This is a genomic window from Rhodospirillum sp. A1_3_36 (assembly GCF_047263945.1).
Classification (GTDB): domain Bacteria; phylum Pseudomonadota; class Alphaproteobacteria; order Rhodospirillales; family Rhodospirillaceae; genus Rhodospirillum.
This window is the reverse complement of the sequence record NZ_JBLAVB010000006.1, coordinates 180,904-205,647: the sequence shown is the minus strand read 5'-3', so window position 1 is coordinate 205,647 and position 24,744 is coordinate 180,904. Positions and strand designations below refer to the sequence as shown.

Here is a 24,744-nt window from a genome sequence, read left to right as displayed (position 1 = left end):
TCGATCGTCATATCATAACGTTCCGCCACATTTATAATTGGCCCGAGTATACATGTTAGTGATGTTACGGTTATGTAGACGGAATTTGACGTTGCTATTCTTAATATTGATGTATCAAAAATAGAGTAGGCGATGGTGCAGCCTGTTGCTAAAGTTAATCCATCAAGGAGGTGTCTGAGAGAATTTTTTGATATAACAAACCGTTTTGCTTTTATGCTATCAAATATAGCCAAAGATATTACGTAAAGTAGTGAAATGCCGAATAGCCATAAACCAATATGACTCTCGATTATTTGCTGGCTTTGTTCTATTTGGTTGTTGTAAATAGACTTTCCCATTACGCTTCCAGTTTCGTTTATTTTTTCTTATCTTCTTTCGAAGCGTGAATCAAATAAGTTGACGCCACAAATGCGACTAGGCTAACTATTATTGTTGTATATGTTGATATGTGGCTTATGGAAGAGAAAGTCAGCTTTGAAAGTTTTCCTAATATAATGGGTACAAGGCCTTCTGCCAGGACAGCCATAACACCAGCAGCACCGAATCCCGACCGAAAGATTTCAAGCAGTTCGTGAAATCTGCTGGGCGCAATTTTCACCTTTTCTGAAGGTGGTGGCTTATGATTGTTCTGGGTGCTCATTTAACCCTTGGCTACAGTTTGACATCTTAAACAACCGTCTTTGTGTATCAGATGAAATCATGGGATTGCAAGGCTCCTTACATTTAACGGAGAATGTCATCCGTAGCGCCTTCGCCTATTCTCGCCGCAATAAACTCTCGGCCGCCGCGCGGGCCTGTTCGGTCACCTCGGCGCCCGAAAGCATGCGAGCCACTTCCTCCAGCCGCTCCTCGGCGGAGAGTTCGCGCACGGTGGTGCCCACACCGCCCTTGTCGTCGTCGGATTTCTGGACCTTGTAGTGCCCCCGGCCCGTGGCAGCCACCTGGGGCGAGTGGGTGACGACCAGCACTTGAACCTCCTGTCCGAGGCGGGCCAAACGTTCGCCCACAGCCGCCGCCGTGGCCCCGCCGATGCCCGCGTCCACCTCGTCGAAGACCAGGGTGGGGACGGTGGCCGACCGGGAGAGCACCACCTTCAACGCCAACATGAAGCGCGCCAGTTCGCCGCCACTGGCGATCTTGTGGATCTGCCCAGGGTCGGCGCCCGGGTTGGTCGCCACCAGGAAGGTCACGCGGTCCAGGCCCTCGGGACCCCATTGGTCCTCGGGCAGCTCCTCAAGCGTGGTGACGAAGCGGGCGCGCTCCAGCTTCAGGGGAGGCAATTCTGCTGCCACCGCTGCGTCCAGCTCCACGGCTGCTGTCTGACGCGCCTTGGACAGGACCCGGGCGGCTTCCAGATAGCTTTGGCGGGCGGCCCGTTCGGCTTTGAGCAAACCGGCCACGACGTCGCCATCCCCATCCAGGGCTTCCAACTTGGTCCGGGTGTCCGCCAGCAGGGCGGGCAGGGCGTCTACGGTGCAGCCATGCTTTCGGGACAAGCCGCGTAGGGCAAAAAGACGCTCTTCCACCGCTTCCAGGCGGCGGGGATCCATGTCGATTCCGGCCGCGACGGCTTCCAACTGGCTTTGGGCCTCGGCCGCTTCCACCGCAGCCCGGTCCAGTCCTTCGATGATGGGGTCCAAGCGCTGTCCGGCCAAGGGAACGATCCGCTCCAAAGCACGCATGGCCTGGCGCAGAGCCGTTTCCACCGATTGAGGTTCGGAGAGGGCTGTCAAGCCGGAGGTCAGGCCCTCTGCCAGCTTCTCTCCGTTCATCAGCATGGACCGTTCTTCGGCCAGACGGTCCTCCTCCCCTTCCTTGGGAGCGAGGGCCTCCAGCTCGGCCAGCATATGGCGGAGCAGGTCTTCCTCGGCCCGGGCTTTGGCGAGATCCCGTTCGGCCGTTTGGCGGGCCTTGGCGGCCTTGGCCCAGATGGCATGGGCCTTCTCCGTTTTGGCAAGCGCCGCCTTGCCCGGGCCTCCGAAAGCATCGAGGACCCCCCGATGGGTGGCGGGGTCGAGCAGACCGTGGCTTTCGAACTGCCCGTGGATCTCCAACAGCCCCTCGCCGATGCGCTTCAGCATACCCACACTGGTTGGCTGGTCGTTCACATGGGCGCGGCTGCGCCCGTCGGCGGTGACAACACGGCGGACCACAATCGCTTCGGCGGAGTCGATGGCCAGATCGGCCTCGGCCAGAAGGGTCCGAATGGGGTGGTCGGGGGCGACGGAGAACTCCGCTGTCACGGCCAGCTGGTTGGCCCCCCGTCGCACAAGACCACTGTCTGCGCGGGCGCCAACGGCCAGGGACAGGCTATCCAAAAGAATGGATTTACCGGCACCGGTTTCGCCGGTGAAGACGCCGAGACCATGGGTGAAACGCAGGTCCAGCCGTTCGATCAGGACCACGTCCCGGATGGACAGAAAAGTGAGCATGGGTCGTCCCGCGCTCCTAGAGCCAGTTTGTCAGAGAGTCGTACCAGCGGGAGTCCGTCTTGGGCTCGTAAGAGGTATTCCCGGTCACAAGTCCATAGGCATCCGCGTACCAGTCGCTACCCGGGTAGTTGTACCCGAGGACCGCTGCGACTCGCTTGGCCTCTTCAGTCAGGCCAAGGATGGTGTTGACCTCCACCATGCGGTAGAGGGCTTCGGGCACGTGGGTGGTTTGGTCAAACTTTTCCACAACGGTCCGGAAGCGGTTCAATGCGGCGAGATAGTCCAGGTGGTCCAGGTAGTACCGTCCAATTCCCATCTCGTGTCCGGCCAAGTGGTCGTTGGCGAGGTCGATTTTCAGGCGGGCATCCCGGGCATAGGAAGAATCGGGGAAGCGAGTCACCACGTCGCGCAGGTTCGACATGGCTTGACGCGTCATCTGCTGATCCCGTCGCGCGTCGGCGATCTGCTCATAGAAGCAGAGTCCCCGCAGGTAATAGGCGTAGGCGATATCCTGGTTGCCCGGGTGCAACTCGATAAAGCGGTTCAGGGCCACCACGGCGTCGTCGTAGGCGTTGTCCTCATATAGGGCGTAGGCTGCCATGATCTGGGCCTTGGTTGCCCAGGAGGAGTAGGGGTGCTGGCGATCCACTTCGTCAAAGGCCTTTGACGCGTCTTGGTATTTGGCGGCGTTCAATAGGTCCACAGCCTCGTTATACAGTTCCTCGACCGGGCGTTCCACGTATTCCGGCTTGTCATCTCCAGCACAGCCCGTGAGGCCCAGTCCCAAACCAAGGGCGAGGGTGGCGGCCATGAGGACGCGGCGGGGGGAGGGCAGGCCGGCGGAAGACCGGGGAAGGGAAGGCCGTTTCACTGTCATGGGCTCCGGTCCTGGGTCAGGTCAAGGGAAGGGGAACGAGACATAATGGCGGGCTGCGCGGACCAAACAGGATCCGAGCCGCCGCACTATATCATGGGGAAACCGGAGAGGGGCAAGGCCCATAAGGGCGATCTGTCTGGGAAAAGGATATCCCGGGCTTCCCCATTGCACCCTAGGCGCGAAGCGGGAGGGTTTGGTAGTCGTGTTCGGTGTCTCAATAGGGGGGCTGCGTAGAGTGAAACGGGATCAGCTTGAGTCAAGCTGATCCCGTTTCACTCTGATTCCGTAAATTCTGGAGGCGCCTCGAGGGAAGCCTGGCTGCGGATGACACCGCGACCATCAAGGATTCTCAGGCCACTTGCGCGGCGGCGGCGGTGTTGTTCAGGCGAGCAGCGCGGAAACCACCTCTGACGGGAGCGTCCAGTTCGCAGCTGTCCACCTCGGTGATCTCGAAGGCCTGAGGGTCGGCAAGAAGGGCGCGGAGCAGCATGTTATTATGGTGATGGCTGGAACGCACGCCTTCGTAATGGCCGATGATGGGCAGGCCCTGCATGTACAGGTCACCCACGGCGTCCAGGGTTTTATGGCGGACGAACTCATCCTGGTACCGCAGGCCGTCCTCGTTGAGGACCTTGTCGTCATCCACGACCACGGCGTTTTCCAGGGAGCCACCGAGACCGAGACCGGCGGCGTGGAGTTTCTCGATGTCTTCGAGCAGACCGAAGGTGCGGGCACGGGCAATGTGATTGCGGAACAGGTCCGGGGACAGGGTGAGGTGGCAATCCTGGCGACCAATGGCCCGGGCTTTGAAGTCGATTTCAAAATCCAAGGTCAAGCCGCTTTCGGCGGGGCGCAAGGTGGCTGAAACCGGTCCATCGGAGATGGTGACGGTTTTCAGTACGCGAATGACCCGACGGGGCACGTCTTGCTCCGCAAGACCCGCGCAATCCAGAAGGAAAACAAAGGGGGCGGCGGACCCATCCATGATCGGGAGTTCGGGGCCATCAACTTCGGCGATCACATTGTCGATGGAGAGGGAGGCCAGCGCGGCCATCAGGTGCTCGACGGTGGACATCGTCGTGCCATGATTATTCGCGATCGTGGTGCAGAGGCGGCCATCAACCACCGCACAAGCGGACACAGGGATTTCATTCCGATCTTCCGGAAGGTCAACGCGGCGGAAGATGATGCCCGTGTCGGGGGGAGCAGGGCGAAGGGTCAGGGTCACATCTTGACCCTTGTGGACACCGACTCCCGTGCAAGAAATAGGGGCTTTGATCGTATGTTGGCGGACGGCAGGACTGGACATGCTAGACAGACTTTCGAGCGTTTCATTGCGCACCGTGTCGCCTGGGTAATGCAATCCATCCATGACACCGATCCTCTTTTGAATACCGAGCGATCCCAGTGTGCCGAGAAGACTTGATCTCAACGGTTGATCGCCCTGTGGACGTTATCCAAGGGGCGGGGGCCTATGGAAGGGGAAATCCCGCGTTCCGTTTGCCCCATGATCCCCATGGCTCGCTTTCCTGATAGTGTTGTAAGGAAACGCCGGGAAGGGCTCAAATCAAGGATTGTTGCAATATGTTGCGACGCGAGGATCGCGCCTGTCGGAATCACGCGCGGCGCGGTTCCGTTCTGGAACACGCGCCGTTGTGAAGAGCGACTGAATGCTTTTTTGTTTCTGGGCACGGGCCTGAGGGAACCGGGCTCGTCGCGCCGCGCGCTCTCCAGATGGGGTCCCCGCTTTGGGGACCCCGGTGGGAGCAAATCATGGTCATGGTCAATCCGCAGGCCCCTCCGGACAGGGGCTGTGGATGCCTGTCAGTTCGCCTGACGGCGCAGGAATGCGGGGATCTCCAACTGGTCGTCGGTTTGGCTGTGCACGCCCCGGTCATTAGGGTTTGCAGACAGGGTCTTGGCCGAGAGCAGGGGGTTTGGGTCCTTGTGGTCCGCAGCAGCACGATGTCCGCCCAGGCCGGTAATCCGGGCCAGCAGGCTCGGCCGTTCGGGTTTTTCCGTTTCCGGCTTGGGAGCAGGTTGGGGACGGGTGCTCGGAACCACGCCGGGCCGGAAATCCTGGGCCGGACGCGGATCATAGGTGGTCTCCTGGGGCGCAGGTTGGGTCTCCGGCTGGGGAGCCACCTCCATCCGCATGGGTTCTGCAATGTCGAGGTTGCCCTGTGCGGAGGCATGACGGGGTGGCGTGGCTACGGGTTCATCGGGGATGAAGGCGTCGCGGCGTGTTACCGGTGCCGGAGAGGGTGTCTGGGTGGCTGTCCGCTTGGGGCTGCTTTCCAGAATCATGCTTTCCAGACCAGACACTGTCTGACGAACGCGGGCGGATTTGGTCGAGTCCATGACCGGACCCTGACCAGTCTGAGCCCGGGGTGCGGATTGGGCGACCTGAGCTCGGGGTGCGGATTGGGCAACCTGAGGCCGGGGGGCGGATGGAGCCGTCTGGGGCCGCAGCCCGGATTGCGCCGTTGCCGATCGCGGGGTGGCGGAGGACGCTGTCGAAGCACCCCGTGTGCTCCCCATTTGGGCATTCGGCGCCTTGGGGGCAATCTGGGTGACAGTCGGACGGGCCTGGGCTGAAGCTTCCATGGCGCGGGGTGTCTGGGCATAGGTCGGGGTCCGGACTTCCGGCGCCTGGGCCTCGGCCTGGACCGTTTGGGTGGAGACGCTCTGGGCCGGACGCTGGTTTTCCACCGGAGTCATGCGGCTCATATCTTCCGCGCTGATACCCGTGGCCACGACGGAAACACGGATGCGACCGTCCAGTGAGGCATCCAGGCTGGATCCGAAGATGATATGGGCGTCGGTCTCCACCTCGTCCCGGATGCGGTTGGCGGCCTCGTCGACTTCGTAGAGGGTGACGTCAGTGCCGCCGGTGATGTTGATAAGAACACCCCGGGCGCCGCGCATGGACGTGTCCTCCAGCAACGGGTTGGCGATGGCGGCTTCCGCAGCCTCCAAGGCCCGGCGTTCGCCTTCGGCTTCGCCCGTTCCCATCATGGCCCGACCCATATTCTGCATGACCGTGCGCACATCGGCAAAGTCCAGGTTGATCAAACCCGGGTTGATCATCAGGTCGGTAACCGATCGGACACCGGAATAAAGGACATCGTCGGCCAATTTGAAGGCATCTGCGAATGTCGTTTTTTCGTTAGCAACACGGAACAGGTTCTGGTTCGGAATGATAATCAGAGTGTCGACGAACTGCGCCAACTCGTCGATGCCCGCCTCCGCCAGACGCATGCGTTGCTGACCTTCGAACTGGAAGGGTTTGGTGACCACACCGACGGTCAGGATGCCCAGTTCACGGGCGACGCTGGCGACGACCGGTGCGGCGCCTGTGCCGGTACCACCGCCCATGCCTGCGGTAATGAAGACCATATTGGCGCCATTCAGCTCGTTGGCCACGGCTTCCACGGCTTCTTCTGCGGCGATACGGCCGATCTCGGGTCGGGCACCTGCGCCCAGGCCTTGGGTTGCATCGTTGCCCAACTGAATGCGGCGGCTGGTCCGGGAATGGCACAGGGCTTGGGCGTCGGTATTCGCGACGACGAAGTCCACACCTTCCAAGTGGGCGTCGATCATGTTGTTTACGGCGTTGCCACCGGCGCCACCAACGCCAATGACTGTGATGCGGGGCTTAAGGTGGGGGGCTTCTACACCCTCCGGAACGGTAATGTTAATGGCCATTGGATCTGCCTCCGGATCGTTCGTGTACCATGCCATAAGGACGGGGTCCTTGCTTTTTGTTTTGTAAGTTCGGCTCCGATTCTCCGCTCCCGTGGATCATCGTTGCCGGTTGGGTGGCCCTTGCGGGGCCGCTCGCCGGTTAGAAGTTTTCCTTCCACCAGCGAGCCAAACGCCCGAAGGCGCTGGATACGGCCGAATTATCGGCGGCCGGATCTGTATCGGGGGTTTCCACGTGGTGCTGCACGGCGTAGCGCAGCATTCCGGCGCAGGCGGCGAAGGCTGGGCCCGACGTGCTGTCGGCCAGACCCCGGATGCGTCGGGGGAAGCCGTGGCGCACCTGTCGGTCGAGGATGGTCTCGGCCAATTCGCGCACTCCCTGTAATTGACTGGCCCCGCCGGTCAGCACGACCAGACGGCCGCCGACTTCCAGGAAGCCCGAAGCTTCCAGATGGGCGCGGGCCAGTTCGAAGGTTTCCTCCAGCCGGGGCTGGATGATCTGGGTCAGCATGGAGCGAGGCACTTCCTTGGCGGTGGCCTCGTCTTCCTCTCCCACCTGGATCACCTTCAGGAGTTCCCGGTGTTCTGCGGGGGAGGGCAAACAGCTGCCATGCATGGTTTTCAGGCGTTCGGCGTTGGCGTGGGGGGTGGTCAACCCTTTGGCGATGTCATTGGTGACATGCAGGCCCCCCACGGGGATCAGGCCGGTGTGGACCACATGGCCTTCATGGAAAACGGCAATGGAGGTCGTACCACCGCCCATATCGATGACGGTGACGCCCATGTCCTTCTCGTCTTCGACCAGGCAGGCGAGGCCGGAGGCATAGGCGGTAACCACCCGATCCTCAATGTCCAGGTGGCAGCGCTCCACAACGGTGGTCAAATTGCGCAGGGGCCCCAGGGCCGCAGAGATCAGGTGGATATTGACCCCCAGAGTCTGGCCGAACATGCCCCGGGGGTCGAGCACCCCATCGGCCCCGTCGATGGCATAGGAGACGGGGATGCAATGGACCAGTTCGCGATCCGGATCTGTGTGTTGCTCCCGGCCGAAGGCCTGGATACGGCGCACGTCCGCACCCCGGACCTCGTGTCCGGCAATGGACATCTCGACCTCAACCCGGGTGGAGTGGGGATGGCCGCCGCTGATGTTGACCACCACATCCGAAATGCGCTCGTTGGCCATCTGCTCGGCGCTGTCGACCGCCGCACGAATGGACAACTCGACCTCGTCCATATTGGCGACCTGACCGTTGCGCATACCCTTGGAGCGATGGTGTCCCACGCCGAGGACGCGCAGATGGCCGTCCTCTTCCTCGCGGGCGATGAAGCAGGCGATCTTGGTGGTTCCCACGTCGAGCGCAGTGATCAACCCCCCACGCTGACGGCGGGCCGGTGTGGACCGGGCCTCCTTGCGGCGGCTGACCGTGCGGGTTTGCGGGGCATGTGATTGGGGGCTTGGTGTTTCGTTGCTCATGGCGTCCCTAGGCATCCCGTCCCTCTCCGCGTGGTTGAGACCCGCTGCGCGCGGGTCCGACTGCGGGGCCAGTGGAAGAAGCTCCCTCGTCCAGTTCGTCGGCTTCGGAGCCCTTGCCGCTCCGGTCGACCAATCGCACCACCAAGCGTCCCGGAAGGCGCATGTCGATCATGGCCAAATCCTTGGACAAAAGGCCGTCTTGGGCATCAAGCTCGGCGACTTTGGCCAGGGCTTCCGCTGGGTCCTGGGCCGGTAGACGCAGGGTGAGGCCCCGTTCCATGTCGTCCAAACGCAGGGTCCAGCGGCGCTCTCCCACCAAAATGGCGGCCTTCACCCTTGCGGCGATGGCCGGTTGGGTGGTCAAGAGGTTCAAAAGATCCGCAGCCTGTCCCGCAGCCCCCTTGCCCACGACCAAGGGCAGGGAGGACCAGGCGCCAGGGTCCACGTTTACGGCGTTGCCCTGACGGTCAATTACGGCGTAGGCGCCGTTGTGCTGCCAAAGCGCCATGGGTTCCCGTTCTGTGATCTCCAGGTGAAGCTCGGCGGGAAGGCGGCGTTCCACCCGGGCGGACTTTACCCAGGGAAGGGTGAGCAGTCGCGCCCGCACCTGGGCCGGGTCGATCGCCATCAGGGGAGACCCCTGGGCTGCGCCAACGGCATCGATCAGATCTTCGGGTGCACTTAAAACCCGACCGTTGACGGTGATCTGTTCAAGAACCATCCCCTGGCTGGCCAGGATTTCTGAAGACCGGGAGGGACCGGCCTGGGAAACATATTGTGGCCGCTCCCCGACCTCCGTTTGGGCCTCACCCTCGGTTCCCGTTGCAGAGGTCGCAACCGAGGGGGGCTGCGTCAGGGAGGCAGTCGTGTCCAGCAGACTTGTGATCGCTGTCGTCCGGGAGGCCAGATAAGCCAGACCGATAGCACCGGCGAGACAGAAGACCAGGGCGCTTCGGGTCGTTGACCGACTGAACTCGCCCTCTCGCATGCTCCTGCTCCCAAGATTGGGCATTACGCGTCGCATCGGGCCTCCTTCACCATCCAGGTGACCAGATCGGGGAAGGAAACACCGGCATGGGCGGCCTGCTCTGGTACCAGAGAGGTGAGGGTCATGCCCGGTTGGGTGTTCACTTCCAGCATATACAGGGTCTCGCCGTCATAACGGATGTCGGCCCGACTCACGCCGCGACAGCCCAAGGCGTTGTGGGCGAGGACGGACAACCGCTGGGCTTCGGCGAAGATATCCGGCTCCACGGGGGCGGGCAGGATGTGGTGTGAGCCGCCGGTGGCGTATTTGGCGTCATAGTCATAAAAGCGGTGGCCGGTCATGATTTCCGTCACGCCGAGGGGCCGGTCGCCCATAACGGCTACGGTCAGTTCGCGCCCGGGTACGAAGCGTTCGACCATGACCCGCTCCCCATAGGGCCAGTCGGCTCGGGTGAAGGGCAGGTCGTTGGTGTCTTCGGTGACGATGGTCACGCCGACGCTGGATCCCTCGTTCATGGGCTTGACCACATAGGGGCGGGGCATGGCTTCCTCTGCCAGAACCGAGGCCCGGTCGGCGATCACATGGGGTGCGGTCGGGATGCCCACTTGTTCAAAAACGGCCTTGGCCATCGGCTTATCCATGGCAACGGCGCTCGCCAGTCGTCCGGAATGGGTGTAGGGCAGCTCCATGATGTCCAAGATCCCCTGAATGGTGCCGTCTTCGCCGAACCGGCCATGGAGGGCGTTGAAAACCACATCAGGTTTGCTCTCACGCAGGGCGGCATGGAGGGCGGCCACATCCCGGGGCACATCCAAGGGAGTTACGGTGAAGCCCGCCGTGGTCAGTGCCTCAATTGCAGCGGCGCCGCTGTTCAGGGACACTTCCCGTTCCGCAGAGAACCCGCCCAGAAGAACGGTAACGCGTGTGCTCATCGGATTTCTCCCTTACGCGAAGCAGGCCTGGGGGCTGGCTCGGGGGCAGATAGGGGACCCGATACGGGGACCAGGGTCTCTCGGGGGGTATCCAAACGCTGACCCACCCGACGAATTTCCCAGTGCAAAGCCACGCCTGTGGTTTCCAAGACCCGGGCGCGGACGGTTTCGCCCAAGGTTTCCAGGTCTGTTGCTGTGGCATCACCGGTATTGATCAGGAAGTTGCAGTGCTTCTCGCTGACCTGGGCACCACCCAGAGTGAGACCCCGGCATCCGGCCTCGTCAATGAGTTGCCAGGCGCGGCGTCCGCCCGAGGCCTCGGGTTCCGGATTGGCGAAGGTCGAGCCTCCGGTGCGGGCACGGATGGGCTGGGATGCCTCCCGGTCGGCTCGGATGGTCTCCATGCGCGCGGTGATGGCGTCCTTTGACTCGGGGCGGCCCTTGAGAACGCAGGAGGTGAAGATCCAATCTTCGGGGATGCCGCAATGGCGGTAAGTGAAGCGCAGTCGCTCCGGAGGCAGGGTGTAAACCTGCCCGAAGGAATCCACCGCGGTGGCGGAGACGACGATGTCCTTCATTTCCCCACCATGGGCGCCTGCGTTCATGCGCAGAGCACCGCCGATGGTGCCTGGAATGCCCGAGAGGAATTCCAGGCCCGCCAGTCCGGCGTCCCGGGCCACCTTGGCCAGATTGCCGTCCAGGACGGCGGCGCCACAGGTGATGGTCTCTCCCTCGACGGTGACATCGGCGAAGGCCCGACCCAGGCGGATCACCACACCGGGAACACCGCCGTCGCGCACCAGCAGATTGGAAGCCACGCCGAGAACCAGAACCGGAATTTCCGCAGGGCGGTTGGCCAGGAAGTCAGAGAGGTCTTCCAGGTCGAGGGGCTTGAACAGCACTTCCGCTGGGCCTCCCACCTGGAACCAGGTGACCGGCGCAAGGGGCGCATTCGCGGTCAGCCGCCCGCGCACGGGTGGCAGCCGGTCCATGAGGTCAGGGGGGAAAACCTGGGCGGACACCATTATTGAGCGCCCCCTTTGGTTTGGCTGGTCGTTTGGTTTCGGCGAATGCCGCGCTGAATTCGGGCCAGGTTCTCGGGGAGGGCGTTGGCCCAGGCGGAAATGGTTCCGGCCCCAAGGCAAACCACCATGTCGCCCCGCTGGGCGATCTTCCAGATCAGCTCGGGCAGGTCTTCTTCCGAGGGCAGGATATGGACACCCTTGTGTCCATGGATTTTCAGACCCTCTGCCAGGGCTGCCTTGCTGGCCCCGGTGATGGGCTGCTCTCCGGCTGCATAGACGTCGGCGACCACCACCAGATCGGCGTCGTTGAAGCAGGTGCAAAAATCCTCGAACAGGCTGTTCAGGCGGGAATAGCGATGGGGCTGAACCACGGCAATGACGTTCCGTTCCGTGGCGTCCCGGGCCGCGGATAGGACTGCTGCGATCTCTACAGGATGGTGGCCATAGTCGTCGATGACGGTGATGCCCCCGGCCTCTCCGGTTCGGGTGAAGCGACGCTTCACGCCCTCGAACCGGTAGAGGCCGTCGCGGATCATCTTATCGTCAAGACCCATTTCCGCCGCCACACCGATGGCTCCCAGGGAATTGAGCACGTTGTGCTTTCCATACATCGGCAGGCGCAGATCTTCGATGGTCCGGGTCTCACCGGTCATTCGGTCGGTCAGGACCACGTCGAAGCGTGCGCCTCGCGGACCGAGGGATAAGTTGGCACCGCGCACATCCGCCTGCGGGGAGAGGCCATAGGTGATGATCTTCCGGTCCTGGAGTTCCGGGATCATGGCCTGGACCTCCGGGTGGTCTATGCACATGCATGCGAAGCCATAGAAAGGCAGGTTGTGGACAAAGGTGCGGAAGGCCTCCTTCACCTTTTCGAAGGTGCCGTAGAAATCGAGGTGCTCCGGATCGATGTTGGTGACGATTGCGATCGTCGCGGGCAGCTTGGTGAAGGTCCCATCGCTTTCGTCGGCCTCCACCACCATCCAGTCGCCGGTCCCCAGGTAGGCGTTGGTGCCCCGGGCGTTGAGGATCCCCCCATTGATGACCGTTGGCCCCAGGCCCGCACTTTCCAGCAGTTGGGCGACCAGCGAGGTGGTGGTGGTTTTGCCATGGGTCCCCGCTACGGCAATGGACCACTTCAGGCGCATCAACTCGCCCAGCATCTCGGCCCGGCGCACCACGGGAAGGAACCGCGAGCGGGCTTCGGTAACTTCAGGATTGGTCGATTTGACCGCCGAAGAAATGACGATCACCTGGGCGTCCCCCAGATTGGCTGCGTCATGGCCGACCATCACCGAGATACCGAGAGAGCGCAGACGTTTGACATTGGCGTTGTCGGCCATGTCCGTGCCTTGGACGCGGTAGCCCAGGTTGTGCAGCACTTCGGCGATACCGCTCATGCCGATGCCGCCGATACCCACGAAGTGGATGGGGCCGATGTCGAGGGGAAGGGCTCTCATGACCTGATCTCCTTGGGCCTGATCTCCTTGGACCTGGTCTCTGTGGGGGCACTGTCCCGGTCCTGGTCTTCCTGGTCCAAAGCTGTCTTGGCTGGGGCCGGGGCGCCAAGGGCGGTGACGATGGTCAGGTCGGCCAGGCGGGCCGCAGCGTCAGGTACGCCCTGGGCCTGGGCCTGGGCCGCTGTCCGAGCCAACACCTTGGGTTGGTTCATCAGGGCTTGCAGCCGCTCGGACAAAGCCTGGGCCGACAGGTGGTCCTGCGGCATCAACCATGCGCCACCGGCCTCTTCCAGGTTTCGGGCGTTGGCTGTCTGGTGATCGTCAATGGCGAAGGGATAGGGGATCAAGATAGCCGGGCGCCCCAGGGCAGATAGCTCGCCCATGGTCGAGGCACCGGACCGGCAAATAACCAGATGGGCGTCGCGCAACCGCTCCGGTAGGTCGCCAAAGAAGGTGGACAGCTCCGCCTCCACGCCGATCTCGGCGTAGCGGGCCTTGGCCTCATTGAGATCTTCGGGGCGGCATTGCTGGGTGACCCGCAGCCGCGCCTTGTTGTCAGGCGTGAGCAGGGCCACGGCCTCTGGGATCAAGGTCGAGAACACGCGAGCACCCTGGCTTCCGCCGGTCACCAGTAATTGGAAGGGGGCGTCGCTTTCCGGCGGGATATAGGGGGCGCTGTCGCGTAGAGCCAGGACGGCCGGGCGGACGGGCATGCCTGTCAGATAGGGACGGGCACCCCGCGGCCGCAGGGCCTTGGCGAAGGCTACGGCATAGCGGGTCACCCGGGGGGCGAGCAGGCGATTGGCCCGTCCCGGGATGGCATTCTGTTCGTGGACCACTGTGGGTATGTTCAGGCGAATGGCCGCAAGCATGGTCGGCAGGGAGGCATAACCACCAAAGCCGACAACCACATCGGGCTTCTGGGCTCGCAGCAGTGTCCACGCCTGAAAGGTGCCCAGGCCAAGCTCCACCATGCCGCGCAAGCGCCCGGACAGGCCCCGGCCAGCGATGCCTCCAGCGAGGATTCTGCGGGTGTCCAACTGACCCAGGCGGCCGCCGTGGGTCTGCCCGCGTTTGTCGGTGACCAGAGTCAGGGCATGGCCCCGGTTGGTCAGTTCCTCCGCCAGGGCTTCTGCTGGGAAGACGTGACCTCCCGTGCCCCCGGCGGCGAGGATGACCCGCAAGGTCCGGTTCTGGGATTGAGCAGCGGCCATCACAGCATCTCCCCTTGGGCGCGGCGCCGGGTGAGGGCCAGGATCATGCCCATGCAAAGGGCCGTCGATAGCATCGAGGAGCCGCCGTAGCTGATGAAAGGAAGGGTCATGCCCTTGGTCGGGATCAGGCTGAGGCTTGAGGCCATGTTGATCAGGGCCTGCAGGCCGATCTGGGTGACCAGTCCTGAGGCAGCAAGCAGGACAAACAAGTTGGTTTCCCGACGCAGTCGCAGGGAGGCGCGGATAATGATGAAAGCGAAGAGCGCGACAATCAGCAGGCAAAGCAGCAGGCCGAATTCCTCGCCAGCCACGGCGAAAATGAAATCCGTATGGGCGTCGGGCAATTGTTCCTTGACCCGCCCTTCACCCGGTCCGCGGCCCAGGAGCCCCCCTTCGGTGAAGGCCTCCATGGACTTCTGGATCTGATATTGGTCACCGGTCTGAGGGTCGAGGAAGCGGTTCACCCGGTCATGGACGTGGGGCAGCATGTGATAGGCGAGGACGGCCCCACCCACTCCCATGGCTGCGAGCGACACCACCCAGAACAGGGAGAGGCCGGCCATGAAAAACTGGCTGGCCCAGACGCAGGCAACCACCATCGTCATGCCGAAATCCGGCTGGGCCACCAGGAGGCCACCGACAATGGCCATCAGCAGGATGGCGACGGCGTTACCGGGGAAGCCTTCCTGGGTCCGCGCCGAGGCGAACATCCAGGCCGTGACAACGGCGAAGGTGGGCTTCACGAATTCCGAAGGCTGCAGGGCAAAGGGGCCAAGGGAGAGCCAGCGCGATGCCCCCTTGATGTCGCTGGACAGGACGAGAGTCAGGATCAGCAACAGGGTGAAGAAACCGAACAGAACCACCGCCAGGCGTCGGACTTGACGGGCGGGCAGAATGGACACGCCCACGACCAGGGCAGCGGCCACGGGAACGAACAGGAACTGACGTTGGACAAAGTGAAAGGTACCCGCGCCGATCCGCGCCGCAGCCGGCGGGCCCGCAGCCATGATCAGCACCATGCCAACACCGATCAGCAGGGCAATGGCGCCCAGCAGGACCCGGTCCACGGTCCACCACCACTGGCCCAGAAGGCTGGTGTCCATGCGCGTGAACGACGGCGAAGCCGGGTTCGCTGGCGTGGGTGCGGTGACGACGCGGAGACTCATTTTCGCGCTCCTTTATCCTTGGGAGCATGGAGTTTGGAAACCAGATCCCGAAACGTGTCTCCCCGGTGCTCGAAGCTTTGGAATTGATCCCAGGAGGCGCAAGCCGGGGAGAGCAGGACAACCGCTTCTTCATGGCCCTCGCGCCAAGCGAGGTCAGCAGCCTGTTTGACCGCCTTGGTGAGGTCTCCGGCCCGGTGGGTGGTGACCTTGCCTCTCATGACCTGCTCGAAGGACTGGGCCGCCTCACCGATCAGGAAGGCATGGCGCATGTGTTCGAAATGGGGCTCCAGGCTGGCGATCCCCCCTTCCTTGGCTTGCCCACCGGCGATCCAATAGATGTTCTCGTAACAGCAGAGCGCCTTGTCGGCAGCCTCGGCGTTGGTGGCCTTGCTGTCGTTGATGAAGCGGACACCGCTGATCTCGGCCACCAACTCTTGGCGGTGGGGCAGACCGGGGAAGGTCCGCATGGCTTCGGCGATCTTGCCCGGTGCCACGCCCCGGGCCCGGCAGGCGGCGTAGGCCGCAGCTGCGTTTTGCCAGTTGTGCTCCCCGGGCAGGGACTCAATCTCTAGCAGGTCGAGAATTTCCTTGGGCTTCCGACCGTCGATATTGTCAACCAGCATGCCATCCACGGCGCTCACACCGCGCTTCGGCGCCGATTGGGTGGAAATGGGGATCAACCGGTGGCGGCCCAGGCGCTTGAGGTCCTCGAAGACCTTGCGGGTGGGATCGTCATCAATACCCACCACCGCCCAATGGGGACCGCAGCCACCGTCGAAGATGTGGCGCTTGGCCAGAGTGTAGCCCTCCATGCCGCCATGGCGGTTCAGGTGGTCAGGTGTGATGTTCAGCAGGACTGCCACATCGCAATCCAACGATGGCGTCAATTCCAGTTGATAGGACGACAGTTCGAGAACATGGGTGCCGTAAAAGGGCAAGGGGGCCAAGGAAAGGGCGGGGATGCCCAAGTTGCCTCCGACACGGGTGGGGTGCCCAGCCTTTGTCAGGATATGGCCGATCAGAGCCGTCGTGGTCGACTTGCCATTGGTGCCGGTGATGCCGACGAAGAAGCAATCCCGCTGGGCCCGGACCAATAATTCCACGTCGCAGAGCAGGGGAATGCCTTTCTCCCGGGCGATGCGGGCCACAGGGTGGGCCTGGGGATGGGTATGGGGGATGCCGGGGCTCCAGATGACCGCAGCCATGTTGGGCCATTCGTTGCGACGGTCCGACAGGTCCGCCAGATTGGTCACGGTGATACCCTCGGCCTTGGCTGCCTCACGCAGGGCCGGGTTGTCGTCCCAGGCGTGGACGCGGGTGCCTGTGTTCGACAGCGCCCGGGCGGCGGTCATGCCGCTTTTCCCCAGGCCCATGATGGCCACGTCCTGTCCGGCGTATTCGTAGATGGGGATTCCGTTTCTGGGATTTGGGGGGGACATGGATGGCCTCCTATCGCAGCTTCAGGGTGGAGAGGCCGACGATGGCCAGGATCACGGCGATGATCCAAAAGCGGATCACAATGGTCGGTTCAGCCCAGCCCTTCTTTTCGAAGTGGTGGTGCAGGGGGGCCATGCGGAACACCCGCCTGCCCGTCAGCTTGAAGGAGGCCACCTGGACGATCACCGAGACCGTTTCCAGGACGAATAGGCCGCCGACGATGGCCAGCACGATCTCGTGCTTGGTGACCACGGCCAACGCCCCCAGGGCACCCCCAAGGGACAGGGAGCCCGTATCCCCCATGAAGACTTGTGCGGGGGGGGCATTGAACCAGAGAAAGCCAATGGCTGCGCCCACCACAGCGCCGCAAAAGACGGCCAGTTCACCGGACCCGGGAACATGGTGAATCTGCAGGTAGTTGGCGAAGACGGCATTGCCAACGAGATAGGCGATGAGGAGAAAAACCGAGGCGGCGATCATCACCGGCACGATGGCCAACCCGTCCAGTCCATCGGTCAGGTTTACGGAATTCGAGGCACCGGTCATGACGAAAACGGCGAAGGGGAGGTAGAGCCACCCCATGTTGACCAAAAAATCCTTGAAGAAGGGGACCGCCAGACTGGTCGCCTGACCGGTCTCGCCCAGCAGGATGATCCACAGGGCCGCAAGCCCGGCGAAGCCCACCTGACCGAGAAGCTTCAACTTACCCGGCAAACCCTTGGTATTGCGTTTGGTGACCTTCATGTAATCGTCGGCGAAGCCGATGGCCCCATAGCCCAGGGTGACCAGCAGAACGGCCCAGACGTAGCCGCTTTTCAGATCCGCCCAAAGCAGGGTGGCGATGCCCACACCCAGCAGGATCATGATGCCGCCCATGGTGGGCGTGCCCTTCTTGGTCAGCAGATGTCCTTCCGGTCCATCGTCGCGGATGGGTTGGCCTTCCCGCTGCTTGCGTTTCAGCCATTTGATCAGCGAGGGGCCGACCAGGAAAGCGAACAACAATGCCGTCATCACTGCCCCACCCGTACGGAAGGTCAGGTAGCGAAAGACGTTCAGCGCGCCAAACTGCTCGGAAAAATCGGACAGGAAATAGAGCATTTTTCGGTTCCGGGGCCTCGCGTCACGGGTCGTTAGGAGTCCATGGTGGCCCGGGGGCCACCATGGGTCTGGGTTGAGAGAGCGAGCAAGGCCTCGACCACGCGGGAGACCTTGCTGCCCTTCGATCCCTTGACCATCACCACGTCTCCGGGCTGCAAGTCCGCCAGAAGCAGTGGGACCAAGACGTCTGCGGAGTCAGCATTTGCCCCACGCTTTGCGACGGGTAAAGCCTCCCATAGATGACTGGCAAGGGGGCCGGGGGTATGAACCAGGTCGATTCCCCGGTCAAGGACGGTTTTCGCAAGCGCGGCATGAAGGGCCGGACCGTCGGGTCCCAGCTCCAACATATCCCCAACCACGGCGATTCGACGCCCCCTCGGGCCAGTTCTGGCTTGGGCCAGGGTTTCCAGGGCCGCGACCATGCTGACAGGGCTGGCGTTATAGCTTTCGTCGATCACCTGGATCTCTCCGCAGGCGAGAGACACCCTGTGACGCAGACCACGGCCCTCGGGCGCAGACAGGCTCAGGAGCCCCCGAGCCGCCTGTTCGGGGTCCAGCCCCAGGGCATCGACCACGGCGAGGGCTCCCAGGGCGTTCTGCGCCCAATGGCGCCCCTCTACGGGCATACGAAAGGCGAAGGCCCGATCGCCAACCAGGGCGAAGACGGCCGTCCCCTCCCCATCCACGGCGCAGTCAAGCAAACGGGCTTCTGCCGCGATATGTTGGCCGAACCCGAGAAGGCGGTTGATGCCTTTGTTTCGTGCAACCCGGCATAGGTGCTCGTAAAAGCGGTTGTCCCGGTTGAAGACCGCAACCCCGCCCGGCTCCAACCCCTCAAGGATTTCCGCCTTGGCGTCTGCGATCTGTTCAACCCCGGTGAAGAATTCCAGATGGGCCGGGGCAATGGTGGTGATCAGGGCCACATGGGGGCGGGCCAATTGGCTGAGGGACGTGATCTCCCCGGGTGCGCTCATGCCCATCTCGATCACCGCGTAATCGGCTTCCACCGGCAAGCGGGCCAGGGTCAGGGGCACGCCGAAATGGTTGTTCAGGTTGCCCAACGTGGCATGAACCCGACCGAACACGCCCAAGGCGAGGGTCACCATTTCCTTGGTGCCGGTTTTACCCACGCTGCCGGTTATCCCCACGACTTTGCCGTCGAAGCGTGCCCGAGCCGCCCGACCCAGGGTCCACAGGGCCTCGTTGGTGTCGGCGACGGAGATCAGGCAGTTGGGATCGGCACCTTCGACGGGTTTGGAGACGATCGCGGCTACGGCGCCCTGGTTCAGCGCCTGGGTGACGTAGTCATGGGCGTCGAAGCGAGGACCCACCAGGGCGATAAACAGGTCGCCCTGGACCACGTCCCGGCTGTCGATGGAGACGCCCGTCGCGCTCCAGGAGCCTCGGGCGGGAACACCCAGGGCTGCCGCGGCGCTGACGGCGGTCCAAAGGATGGGTGTGGTCGTTTGGGTCATTGTTTTGTCTCCCCCACAGGGGCACGGGCGTGATCCACCGCCCGCACGGCATCGCGGGCGTGGTCGGCATCCAGGAAGGGGTGGACGACGGTGCCCACGGTCTGGCCCGTCTCATGGCCCTTACCGGCGATGACCAACAGGTCTCCCGCGTCCAACAGGGCTACGGCTTCACGGATGGCCCTGTCCCGGTCTCCGATTTCGCGGGCCGAGGGGCAGCCGACCTTGACCTCGGCGCGGATGGCCGCCGGGTCCTCGGTACGGGGGTTGTCATCGGTGAGGATCGCGATATCGGAGAGGGTTTTGGCGATCCGACCCATTTCCGGGCGCTTGCCCCGATCCCGGTCGCCACCACAGCCGAAGACGCAAACCAGACGGCCTGAACAGTGGGGGCGCAGAGCCTTCAAGGCCGTCTCAAGGGCATCCGGGGTATGGGCAAAGTCGACGTAGACCGCTGCGCCGTTGGCCCGGGTGGCCACCAGCTCCATACGGCCCGGCACACCGGTAAGGAAGGGGAGAAGATCGAAGGCGCGACGGTCCATACCCGTGGTGGCCAGCACCAAACCCAGCGCACAGAGGACGTTCATGGCCTGGAAATCCCCGGCCAGTGGCAAATGGATCTCGCGGCGCTCGCCCAAAAGGGAGAGGGTCAGGCTCTGACCGGTCGAGAGGGGAGTGCGCTCCAGAATGGCCAGATCCGCGTCGTGATGTCCGAAGGTGATCACCGTCAGTTGCCGGTCCTGGCAGACTTTGGCCAGGGCGGGAAACTCGGCACTATCCGCGTTCAGGACGGCGGTGCCTCCTTCGGCCAGAACCTCGGTGAACAGGCGGGTTTTGGCGGCCAGGTAGCTTGCCATGTCGCCGTGGTAATCTAAGTGATCCCGGGACAGGTTGGTAAAGGCCGCCGCCTGAATGCGGGTGCCGTCCAGGCGGAATTGGTCCAACCCGTGGGAGGAAGCCTCCAGGGCCAAATGGGTCGCACCCGCCGCTGCCAGTTCCGCCAGGATCCGATGGAGCGCCACGGGATCGGGGGTGGTCAGACGGCCCGGACGGTCATAGCCCTTGGCGAAAGCGCCGATGGTTCCCATGCTCGCACCCGACAGGCCCAGGCCGTCCCACAGCTGGCGGGCAAAGGTGACAGTAGAGGTCTTGCCATTGGTCCCGGTGACCGCAGCCACCCTTTCCGGTTGGGCGCTTCCTTGCATGGCCGCCGCGAACCGGGTGAAGGCCTTGCGGGGGGTCTTGTCGGTCAGCAGGATCGTTTTGGCGGGGGCGTCAGCAGGCAAAGAGACTTCGGGGGCCGCGAGAATGACAGTGGCGCCCGCTCGCAAGGCGTCCGGGATGAAGGCCGCCCCATTGGTCTTCGAACCGGGCAGGGCAGCAAACAGCCAGCCGGGTGCGACTTCACGGGAATCCGCGGTCACACCGATGACCTCCCTGCTGTCGAGCGAGCCGGTCACGGTTGTCGCCTTCTGATCGATGACAATCTCATTGAGCCGCAAGGGTTGGGCCCTCCGATGGTTCGAGCAGCTTCAGGCCCACCTGCTGAACGATCTGGGGTTCGAAGGCGAGGGTGGGGTCCTCTTGATGGGGGGCAACCCCAAGGATGGGGGCGATCTCGGCGACAACACGACCGGCAGTCGGGGTCGCGTTCCATCCCGCGGTGCGATAGCCGTGGGTGCCCTTCACCGCCTTGGGGTCGTCGAGCATGACCAGGACCAAATATTTCGGGTCCGTCATGGGGAAGGCTGCCAGGAAGGAGGTGCGCACGGCATTCTTGGCGTAGCCACCGGACTTTTTCTGCTTGTCGGCCGAACCGGTTTTGCCGCCCACGTAATAGCCCTTGATGTCGGCGTTGCGGCCGGAGCCGCCTTCGACGACAAGGCGCATCAAGGCACGCATTTTTTCGCTGTTCTCGGCGCTCAGAACCCGCTTGCCCGGGGGGACTTGGCGGGGGGAACGATACAACAGGGTTGGAGTCCGGAGCAGGCCGCCATTCACCAGGGCAGCAGCGGCGGTGATCGTGTGCAGGGGGGTGACGGACAGGCCATGACCATAGGCGATGGTCATGGTGTTGATCTCCCGCCATCTGCTGGGCGTCAGGGGTTTCCCCGTTTCCGGCAACTCAAAGGCGATGGGGTCGAGCAGCCCCATCCGGCCCAAGAACTCTTTTTGCTTCTCCGTACCAACCGTCGTCGCCAATCGGGCCGAGCCAATGTTGGAGGAATACATCAATACTTCCGGCATGGTCAGCCATTTGGCCTGTGCGTGGAAGTCGTTGATGGTGAACCCCCCAATATGGATGGGGTGGCGGGCGTCGAAGCTGTCGGTCAGCTTCATGCCGTTTTCCAGCCCCAGGGCCGTGTTGAACAGCTTGAAGGTGGAGCCCATCTCGAACACCCCCAGGGTCGCCCGGTTGAAGCGGGCGTCCTCGTCGGTGGAGCCGATCTGCTCCGGCTCATAATCGGGCAGGGAGACCATGGCGAGAACTTCTGCGGTGTTCGCATCCATGACCAGGGCGGCGCCACCGATGGCTTTAAAGTGCTCCACCGCGTCGCTTAAGGCCCGATGGGCGACATGTTGGACCCGCAGATCCAAAGACAGGCGCAAGGGCGTTTCCTGGCTGGAGAGGCGGGTGTCGAAGGCCTTCTCCAATCCGGCGATGCCATTGCCGTCCACGTCGGTGGCCCCCACCACATGGGCGACCAGACGACCGGCAGGATAGACCCGCCGTTCGGCCCGTTGGAAATTCAATCCGGGAATGCCCAGGTCGTTGACGGCCTGTTGCTCAATGGGGGTCAGGTTGTAGCGCAGGTTCACAAAAGCCTTACCGGGCACCAGTTTTTTGGTCAGTTCCTCGGTGGTCAGTTCCGGGAAAAGGGCGGGCAACAGGCGGATGGCCCGCAGGCGATCCTTTTCCGGAATGGCGCGGGTGTCGGCATACAGGTGCACCGTGGGGAGGTTGGTGGCGAGCACCAAGCCGTCCCGATCGACGATGTCGGCCCGGGCCATACGGGTTTCCAGGGGTTCGTCAGCCAGGGTGGCGACCGGCGGCTCGCCGGGTTCGCCCAGGGCCATCAATTGCACCAGACGCCCGCCGATGACGGAGAAAGCCAAGCCGAACAAACAGACGGCGACCATCAATCGGGTCCGGCTCATTTCCACGATCCGGTGGGTCTCTCCATCCAGACGGGCGGGCGAGGCACCGCTGCTCGACCGGATCTCGGCGCCCGGATAGAGGAAGCGAGTCCGGCGGGATCGGAAGAACCCCATCATCTTAACCCTCCCAGGGAGGGAGTGTTCATCTGTCGGTTCCGATCGAAGGAACCAAGCGGAGACTCAGCCAAGGGTGCACGGGCGGCGTTCAGGTCCCCAACCCCGGCGGAGGCGGGCAGGGCCTGAAGATGATCCTCCCTGCTCAACGGTTGGGGCGCGAGCTGGGACACCGGGGGTTTGGGCCGGGGGGAAGGAAGAGGTGTTGCCGTGGCGACCTTTGCACCTGCGGTACCGGTCTGTCCTTTGTCATGGGCTTGGGGGGCGTTCTTCTCTTTGTTCTTGGCCAAGGGAATATCGCCGGTGGCGGGGGGCCGGTTCGGATCAACGCCGCCTTCGGGATTGCTTTCCCATGGGGCAGGGGGGGCGGGCCGGTCGGTCAGTTGGGCGATGGTGGTGAATTGCTCGGGCTTGATCGGGGCAAGTCCCAGGTGCTCGTCGGCCAGACGCTCCAAACGGGTGGGATCGTTCAAATAGCTCCATTCCGCCCGCAGCACATGGATGGACTCGGATGTCTCACGGATCTCGTGACGCAGGGCGAGCAATTCCTCTTCCCGGTCCTCAACCTCGTAGGCGACCAGGAACAGGGCAGTGCCGATACCCATGACGAGTACGGCCCAGATTAAGTGGATGGGACGGATCATCGGGATCCTCCTTCCTGTCCTTGCTCGTCGGGTCCCTTCCCGTCGGGCCAAGCCGGGGCCGCTGTGCGGAGGGCGGCCCGCAGTCGGGCGGACCGGGAGCGGGGGTTGATGCGGGTTTCTTCCGCGCCGGGTTTGATGGCGCGGCGGGACAGGGCCGTGAAGGTGGCCTCCGGATCCTGGTTGGCCGCAGGCGAGGGCATGTGTCGGCTGACGCCCTCGCTTTCTCCGCAGCGGCGACGCAGGAAGGCCTTGACCACCCGGTCCTCCAGGGAATGGAAGGACACCACAGCCAGCCGTCCGCCGGGGGCCAGCAGGCGTTCTGCTGCCAGCAGGCCCCGTTCCAGTTCACCCAACTCGTCATTCACCTTGATACGCAAACCCTGGAAGGTGCGGGTGGCGGGGTCGATGCCGTCCTTGCCCTTGCGCATGACGCTCCGCACCACATTGGCGAAGTCGCCGGTGCGGGTGAAGGGGGTTTCGGCCCGCCGTTCGACGATGGCCCGGGCGATCCGGCGTGAGTGCCGCTCCTCGCCATAGAGGTAGATCACATTGGCCAGTTCACCCTCGTCCAGGGTGTTCACAAGGTCCGCAGCTGTGGGGCCTTCGCTGCCCATGCGCATGTCGAGTGGGCCATCCTTCTGGAAGGAAAATCCCCGCTCGGCCTGATCAAGCTGCATGGAGGAAACGCCCAGGTCGAGGGCAATGCCATCAACCTGAGTGACACCCCGGTCAGCCAGCAGGCGATCCATGTCGCCAAAACAACCTTTGATCAGGGTGAAGCGGCCAGGATTGGCTGTTTCCATCTCGCGGCCTCGGACAAGGGCCGATGGGTCGCGATCGGTGGCCCAGACAACGCAATCCGCAGCCTCCAGGAGCCCCTGGGAGTAGCCACCGTTGCCGAAGGTGCCGTCCAGGTGGACCTCTCCCGCCTTTGGGGACAGGGCAGAGAGAACCTCGGTCAGCATGACGGGAAAATGGGGACGGGGAAGGGGATGGGTCATGGGGCGCTCTCCTTCGCTTGGGCAGAGGGGGAGGCCTTGGCGGCGGGGCGAAGCTTGGTGCTTTTAAAGGTTTGGTAAGCCACGGGATTCCAGATTTGGAAGACACGACCCAAGCCAACGAAGATGGCGGTCTCATCAATCCCGGCTTCTTCCAGCAAGTGTGCGGGGATGAGGACACGGCCATTGGGGTCGAAGGACAGCTCCTCCGATTCGGCGAGGATCTGATAGGCGGGGCTGCTTGCGGGATCGTCGAAGTCCACGAGGTCCGAGGTCATGTCGTTCAGTCGTTCGAGACGGTCCATGCCGTAGCCTTCGATACAGCCCTTTTCCACGTCAGGGCGGACGACAATCCCGGTGTAGTCCTCGGCGCTCAGCACAGCACGGAACTTGGCCGGAACGGACACACGTCCCTTCCGGTCCACTTTGTTCTCGTAAGTGCCGATGAACGGCCGCATGGCTTGCCGTGCTCCCGGGTGAGATCTCTAGAAGCCCATTTCCCCTTCGCTGAGGGTGCGTCTTTTGGGGATTTTTTGGGTCTGTATGGTATCT

The 24,744-nt window shown here is 63.0% G+C and carries 19 protein-coding genes; all 19 read right to left on the bottom strand.

Features of this window, described 5'->3' with window-relative positions; all coding sequences use genetic code 11:
• Positions 1–755: 755 nt before the first annotated feature.
• The 19 genes from recN to ACLIRY_RS14725 all read right to left on the bottom strand — a co-directional run bounded on the left by recN (position 756) and on the right by ACLIRY_RS14725 (position 24,650).
• Positions 756–2,432, bottom strand: coding sequence for a DNA repair protein RecN (gene recN, locus ACLIRY_RS14815; RefSeq protein ID WP_413206186.1), 1,677 nt, complete (start codon positions 2,430–2,432; stop codon positions 756–758).
• A gap of 16 nt (positions 2,433–2,448) precedes the next feature.
• On the bottom strand, positions 2,449–3,309 hold the full coding sequence (locus tag ACLIRY_RS14810; RefSeq protein WP_413206185.1) for an outer membrane protein assembly factor BamD: 861 nt from the start codon (positions 3,307–3,309) through the stop codon (positions 2,449–2,451).
• A 349-nt stretch (positions 3,310–3,658) separates the two neighbouring features.
• The gene (lpxC, locus tag ACLIRY_RS14805; protein ID WP_413206184.1) at positions 3,659–4,681 is read right to left on the bottom strand and encodes a UDP-3-O-acyl-N-acetylglucosamine deacetylase; all 1,023 of its coding nucleotides are present in this window, start codon (positions 4,679–4,681) and stop codon (positions 3,659–3,661) included.
• A gap of 452 nt (positions 4,682–5,133) precedes the next feature.
• Positions 5,134–7,017: a cell division protein FtsZ gene (gene ftsZ, locus ACLIRY_RS14800; protein WP_413206312.1), complete on the bottom strand. Its 1,884-nt coding sequence runs from the start codon at positions 7,015–7,017 to the stop codon at positions 5,134–5,136.
• Positions 7,018–7,156: 139 nt separating this feature from the next.
• Positions 7,157–8,503: a cell division protein FtsA gene (ftsA, locus tag ACLIRY_RS14795; RefSeq protein ID WP_413206183.1), complete on the bottom strand. Its 1,347-nt coding sequence runs from the start codon at positions 8,501–8,503 to the stop codon at positions 7,157–7,159.
• On the bottom strand, positions 8,496–9,476 hold the full coding sequence (locus ACLIRY_RS14790; RefSeq protein WP_413206182.1) for a cell division protein FtsQ/DivIB: 981 nt from the start codon (positions 9,474–9,476) through the stop codon (positions 8,496–8,498). The genes ftsA and ACLIRY_RS14790 overlap by 8 nt, the downstream gene beginning before the upstream one ends.
• 23 nt (positions 9,477–9,499) lie before the next feature.
• Positions 9,500–10,408 carry a D-alanine--D-alanine ligase gene (locus tag ACLIRY_RS14785; protein WP_413206181.1) on the bottom strand — a complete coding sequence of 303 codons (909 nt, stop codon included), beginning with the start codon at positions 10,406–10,408 and terminating at the stop codon, positions 9,500–9,502.
• Positions 10,405–11,433, bottom strand: a complete 1,029-nt coding sequence (murB, locus tag ACLIRY_RS14780) for a UDP-N-acetylmuramate dehydrogenase (protein ID WP_413206180.1) — start codon at positions 11,431–11,433, stop codon at positions 10,405–10,407. Before murB ends, ACLIRY_RS14785 begins: the two co-directional genes overlap by 4 nt.
• Complete coding sequence (gene murC, locus ACLIRY_RS14775) at positions 11,433–12,890, bottom strand: UDP-N-acetylmuramate--L-alanine ligase (RefSeq protein WP_413206179.1); 1,458 nt, start codon at positions 12,888–12,890, stop codon at positions 11,433–11,435. The genes murB and murC overlap by 1 nt, the downstream gene beginning before the upstream one ends.
• The gene (gene murG / locus ACLIRY_RS14770) at positions 12,887–14,104 is read right to left on the bottom strand and encodes an undecaprenyldiphospho-muramoylpentapeptide beta-N-acetylglucosaminyltransferase (protein WP_413206178.1); all 1,218 of its coding nucleotides are present in this window, start codon (positions 14,102–14,104) and stop codon (positions 12,887–12,889) included. Before murG ends, murC begins: the two co-directional genes overlap by 4 nt.
• Positions 14,104–15,270, bottom strand: a complete 1,167-nt coding sequence (gene ftsW / locus ACLIRY_RS14765; protein WP_413206177.1) for a putative lipid II flippase FtsW — start codon at positions 15,268–15,270, stop codon at positions 14,104–14,106. Before ftsW ends, murG begins: the two co-directional genes overlap by 1 nt.
• Positions 15,267–16,709 (bottom strand): UDP-N-acetylmuramoyl-L-alanine--D-glutamate ligase, encoded by a 1,443-nt coding sequence (gene murD, locus ACLIRY_RS14760; protein WP_413206176.1) that lies wholly within the window; start codon positions 16,707–16,709, stop codon positions 15,267–15,269. Before murD ends, ftsW begins: the two co-directional genes overlap by 4 nt.
• A gap of 10 nt (positions 16,710–16,719) precedes the next feature.
• Positions 16,720–17,805, bottom strand: a complete 1,086-nt coding sequence (gene mraY, locus ACLIRY_RS14755; protein WP_413206175.1) for a phospho-N-acetylmuramoyl-pentapeptide-transferase — start codon at positions 17,803–17,805, stop codon at positions 16,720–16,722.
• A gap of 32 nt (positions 17,806–17,837) precedes the next feature.
• Positions 17,838–19,280: a UDP-N-acetylmuramoyl-tripeptide--D-alanyl-D-alanine ligase gene (locus tag ACLIRY_RS14750; protein WP_413206174.1), complete on the bottom strand. Its 1,443-nt coding sequence runs from the start codon at positions 19,278–19,280 to the stop codon at positions 17,838–17,840.
• The gene (locus ACLIRY_RS14745) at positions 19,277–20,779 is read right to left on the bottom strand and encodes a UDP-N-acetylmuramoyl-L-alanyl-D-glutamate--2,6-diaminopimelate ligase (protein WP_413206173.1); all 1,503 of its coding nucleotides are present in this window, start codon (positions 20,777–20,779) and stop codon (positions 19,277–19,279) included. The genes ACLIRY_RS14750 and ACLIRY_RS14745 overlap by 4 nt, the downstream gene beginning before the upstream one ends.
• Positions 20,766–22,553, bottom strand: a complete 1,788-nt coding sequence (locus ACLIRY_RS14740) for a peptidoglycan D,D-transpeptidase FtsI family protein (protein WP_413206172.1) — start codon at positions 22,551–22,553, stop codon at positions 20,766–20,768. Before ACLIRY_RS14740 ends, ACLIRY_RS14745 begins: the two co-directional genes overlap by 14 nt.
• Positions 22,550–23,194 carry a hypothetical protein gene (locus tag ACLIRY_RS14735; RefSeq protein WP_413206171.1) on the bottom strand — a complete coding sequence of 215 codons (645 nt, stop codon included), beginning with the start codon at positions 23,192–23,194 and terminating at the stop codon, positions 22,550–22,552. The genes ACLIRY_RS14740 and ACLIRY_RS14735 overlap by 4 nt, the downstream gene beginning before the upstream one ends.
• Positions 23,191–24,195: a 16S rRNA (cytosine(1402)-N(4))-methyltransferase RsmH gene (gene rsmH / locus ACLIRY_RS14730; protein WP_413206170.1), complete on the bottom strand. Its 1,005-nt coding sequence runs from the start codon at positions 24,193–24,195 to the stop codon at positions 23,191–23,193. The genes ACLIRY_RS14735 and rsmH overlap by 4 nt, the downstream gene beginning before the upstream one ends.
• On the bottom strand, positions 24,192–24,650 hold the full coding sequence (locus ACLIRY_RS14725) for a division/cell wall cluster transcriptional repressor MraZ (RefSeq protein ID WP_413206169.1): 459 nt from the start codon (positions 24,648–24,650) through the stop codon (positions 24,192–24,194). Before ACLIRY_RS14725 ends, rsmH begins: the two co-directional genes overlap by 4 nt.
• Positions 24,651–24,744: the final 94 nt, after the last annotated feature.

What these genes read in the sequence shown, in the direction of transcription:
- recN (WP_413206186.1), bottom strand. Translation starts at nt 2,432, where the DNA reads ATGCTCACTTTTCTGTCCATCCGGGACGTGGTCCTGATCGAACGGCTG.
- ACLIRY_RS14810 (WP_413206185.1), bottom strand. Translation starts at nt 3,309, where the DNA reads ATGACAGTGAAACGGCCTTCCCTTCCCCGGTCTTCCGCCGGCCTGCCC.
- lpxC (WP_413206184.1), bottom strand. Translation starts at nt 4,681, where the DNA reads ATGGATGGATTGCATTACCCAGGCGACACGGTGCGCAATGAAACGCTC.
- ftsZ (WP_413206312.1), bottom strand. Translation starts at nt 7,017, where the DNA reads ATGGCCATTAACATTACCGTTCCGGAGGGTGTAGAAGCCCCCCACCTT.
- ftsA (WP_413206183.1), bottom strand. Translation starts at nt 8,503, where the DNA reads ATGCCTAGGGACGCCATGAGCAACGAAACACCAAGCCCCCAATCACAT.
- ACLIRY_RS14790 (WP_413206182.1), bottom strand. Translation starts at nt 9,476, where the DNA reads ATGCGAGAGGGCGAGTTCAGTCGGTCAACGACCCGAAGCGCCCTGGTC.
- ACLIRY_RS14785 (WP_413206181.1), bottom strand. Translation starts at nt 10,408, where the DNA reads ATGAGCACACGCGTTACCGTTCTTCTGGGCGGGTTCTCTGCGGAACGG.
- murB (WP_413206180.1), bottom strand. Translation starts at nt 11,433, where the DNA reads ATGGTGTCCGCCCAGGTTTTCCCCCCTGACCTCATGGACCGGCTGCCA.
- murC (WP_413206179.1), bottom strand. Translation starts at nt 12,890, where the DNA reads ATGAGAGCCCTTCCCCTCGACATCGGCCCCATCCACTTCGTGGGTATC.
- murG (WP_413206178.1), bottom strand. Translation starts at nt 14,104, where the DNA reads ATGGCCGCTGCTCAATCCCAGAACCGGACCTTGCGGGTCATCCTCGCC.
- ftsW (WP_413206177.1), bottom strand. Translation starts at nt 15,270, where the DNA reads ATGAGTCTCCGCGTCGTCACCGCACCCACGCCAGCGAACCCGGCTTCG.
- murD (WP_413206176.1), bottom strand. Translation starts at nt 16,709, where the DNA reads ATGTCCCCCCCAAATCCCAGAAACGGAATCCCCATCTACGAATACGCC.
- mraY (WP_413206175.1), bottom strand. Translation starts at nt 17,805, where the DNA reads ATGCTCTATTTCCTGTCCGATTTTTCCGAGCAGTTTGGCGCGCTGAAC.
- ACLIRY_RS14750 (WP_413206174.1), bottom strand. Translation starts at nt 19,280, where the DNA reads ATGACCCAAACGACCACACCCATCCTTTGGACCGCCGTCAGCGCCGCG.
- ACLIRY_RS14740 (WP_413206172.1), bottom strand. Translation starts at nt 22,553, where the DNA reads ATGATGGGGTTCTTCCGATCCCGCCGGACTCGCTTCCTCTATCCGGGC.
- ACLIRY_RS14735 (WP_413206171.1), bottom strand. Translation starts at nt 23,194, where the DNA reads ATGATCCGTCCCATCCACTTAATCTGGGCCGTACTCGTCATGGGTATC.
- rsmH (WP_413206170.1), bottom strand. Translation starts at nt 24,195, where the DNA reads ATGACCCATCCCCTTCCCCGTCCCCATTTTCCCGTCATGCTGACCGAG.
- ACLIRY_RS14725 (WP_413206169.1), bottom strand. Translation starts at nt 24,650, where the DNA reads ATGCGGCCGTTCATCGGCACTTACGAGAACAAAGTGGACCGGAAGGGA.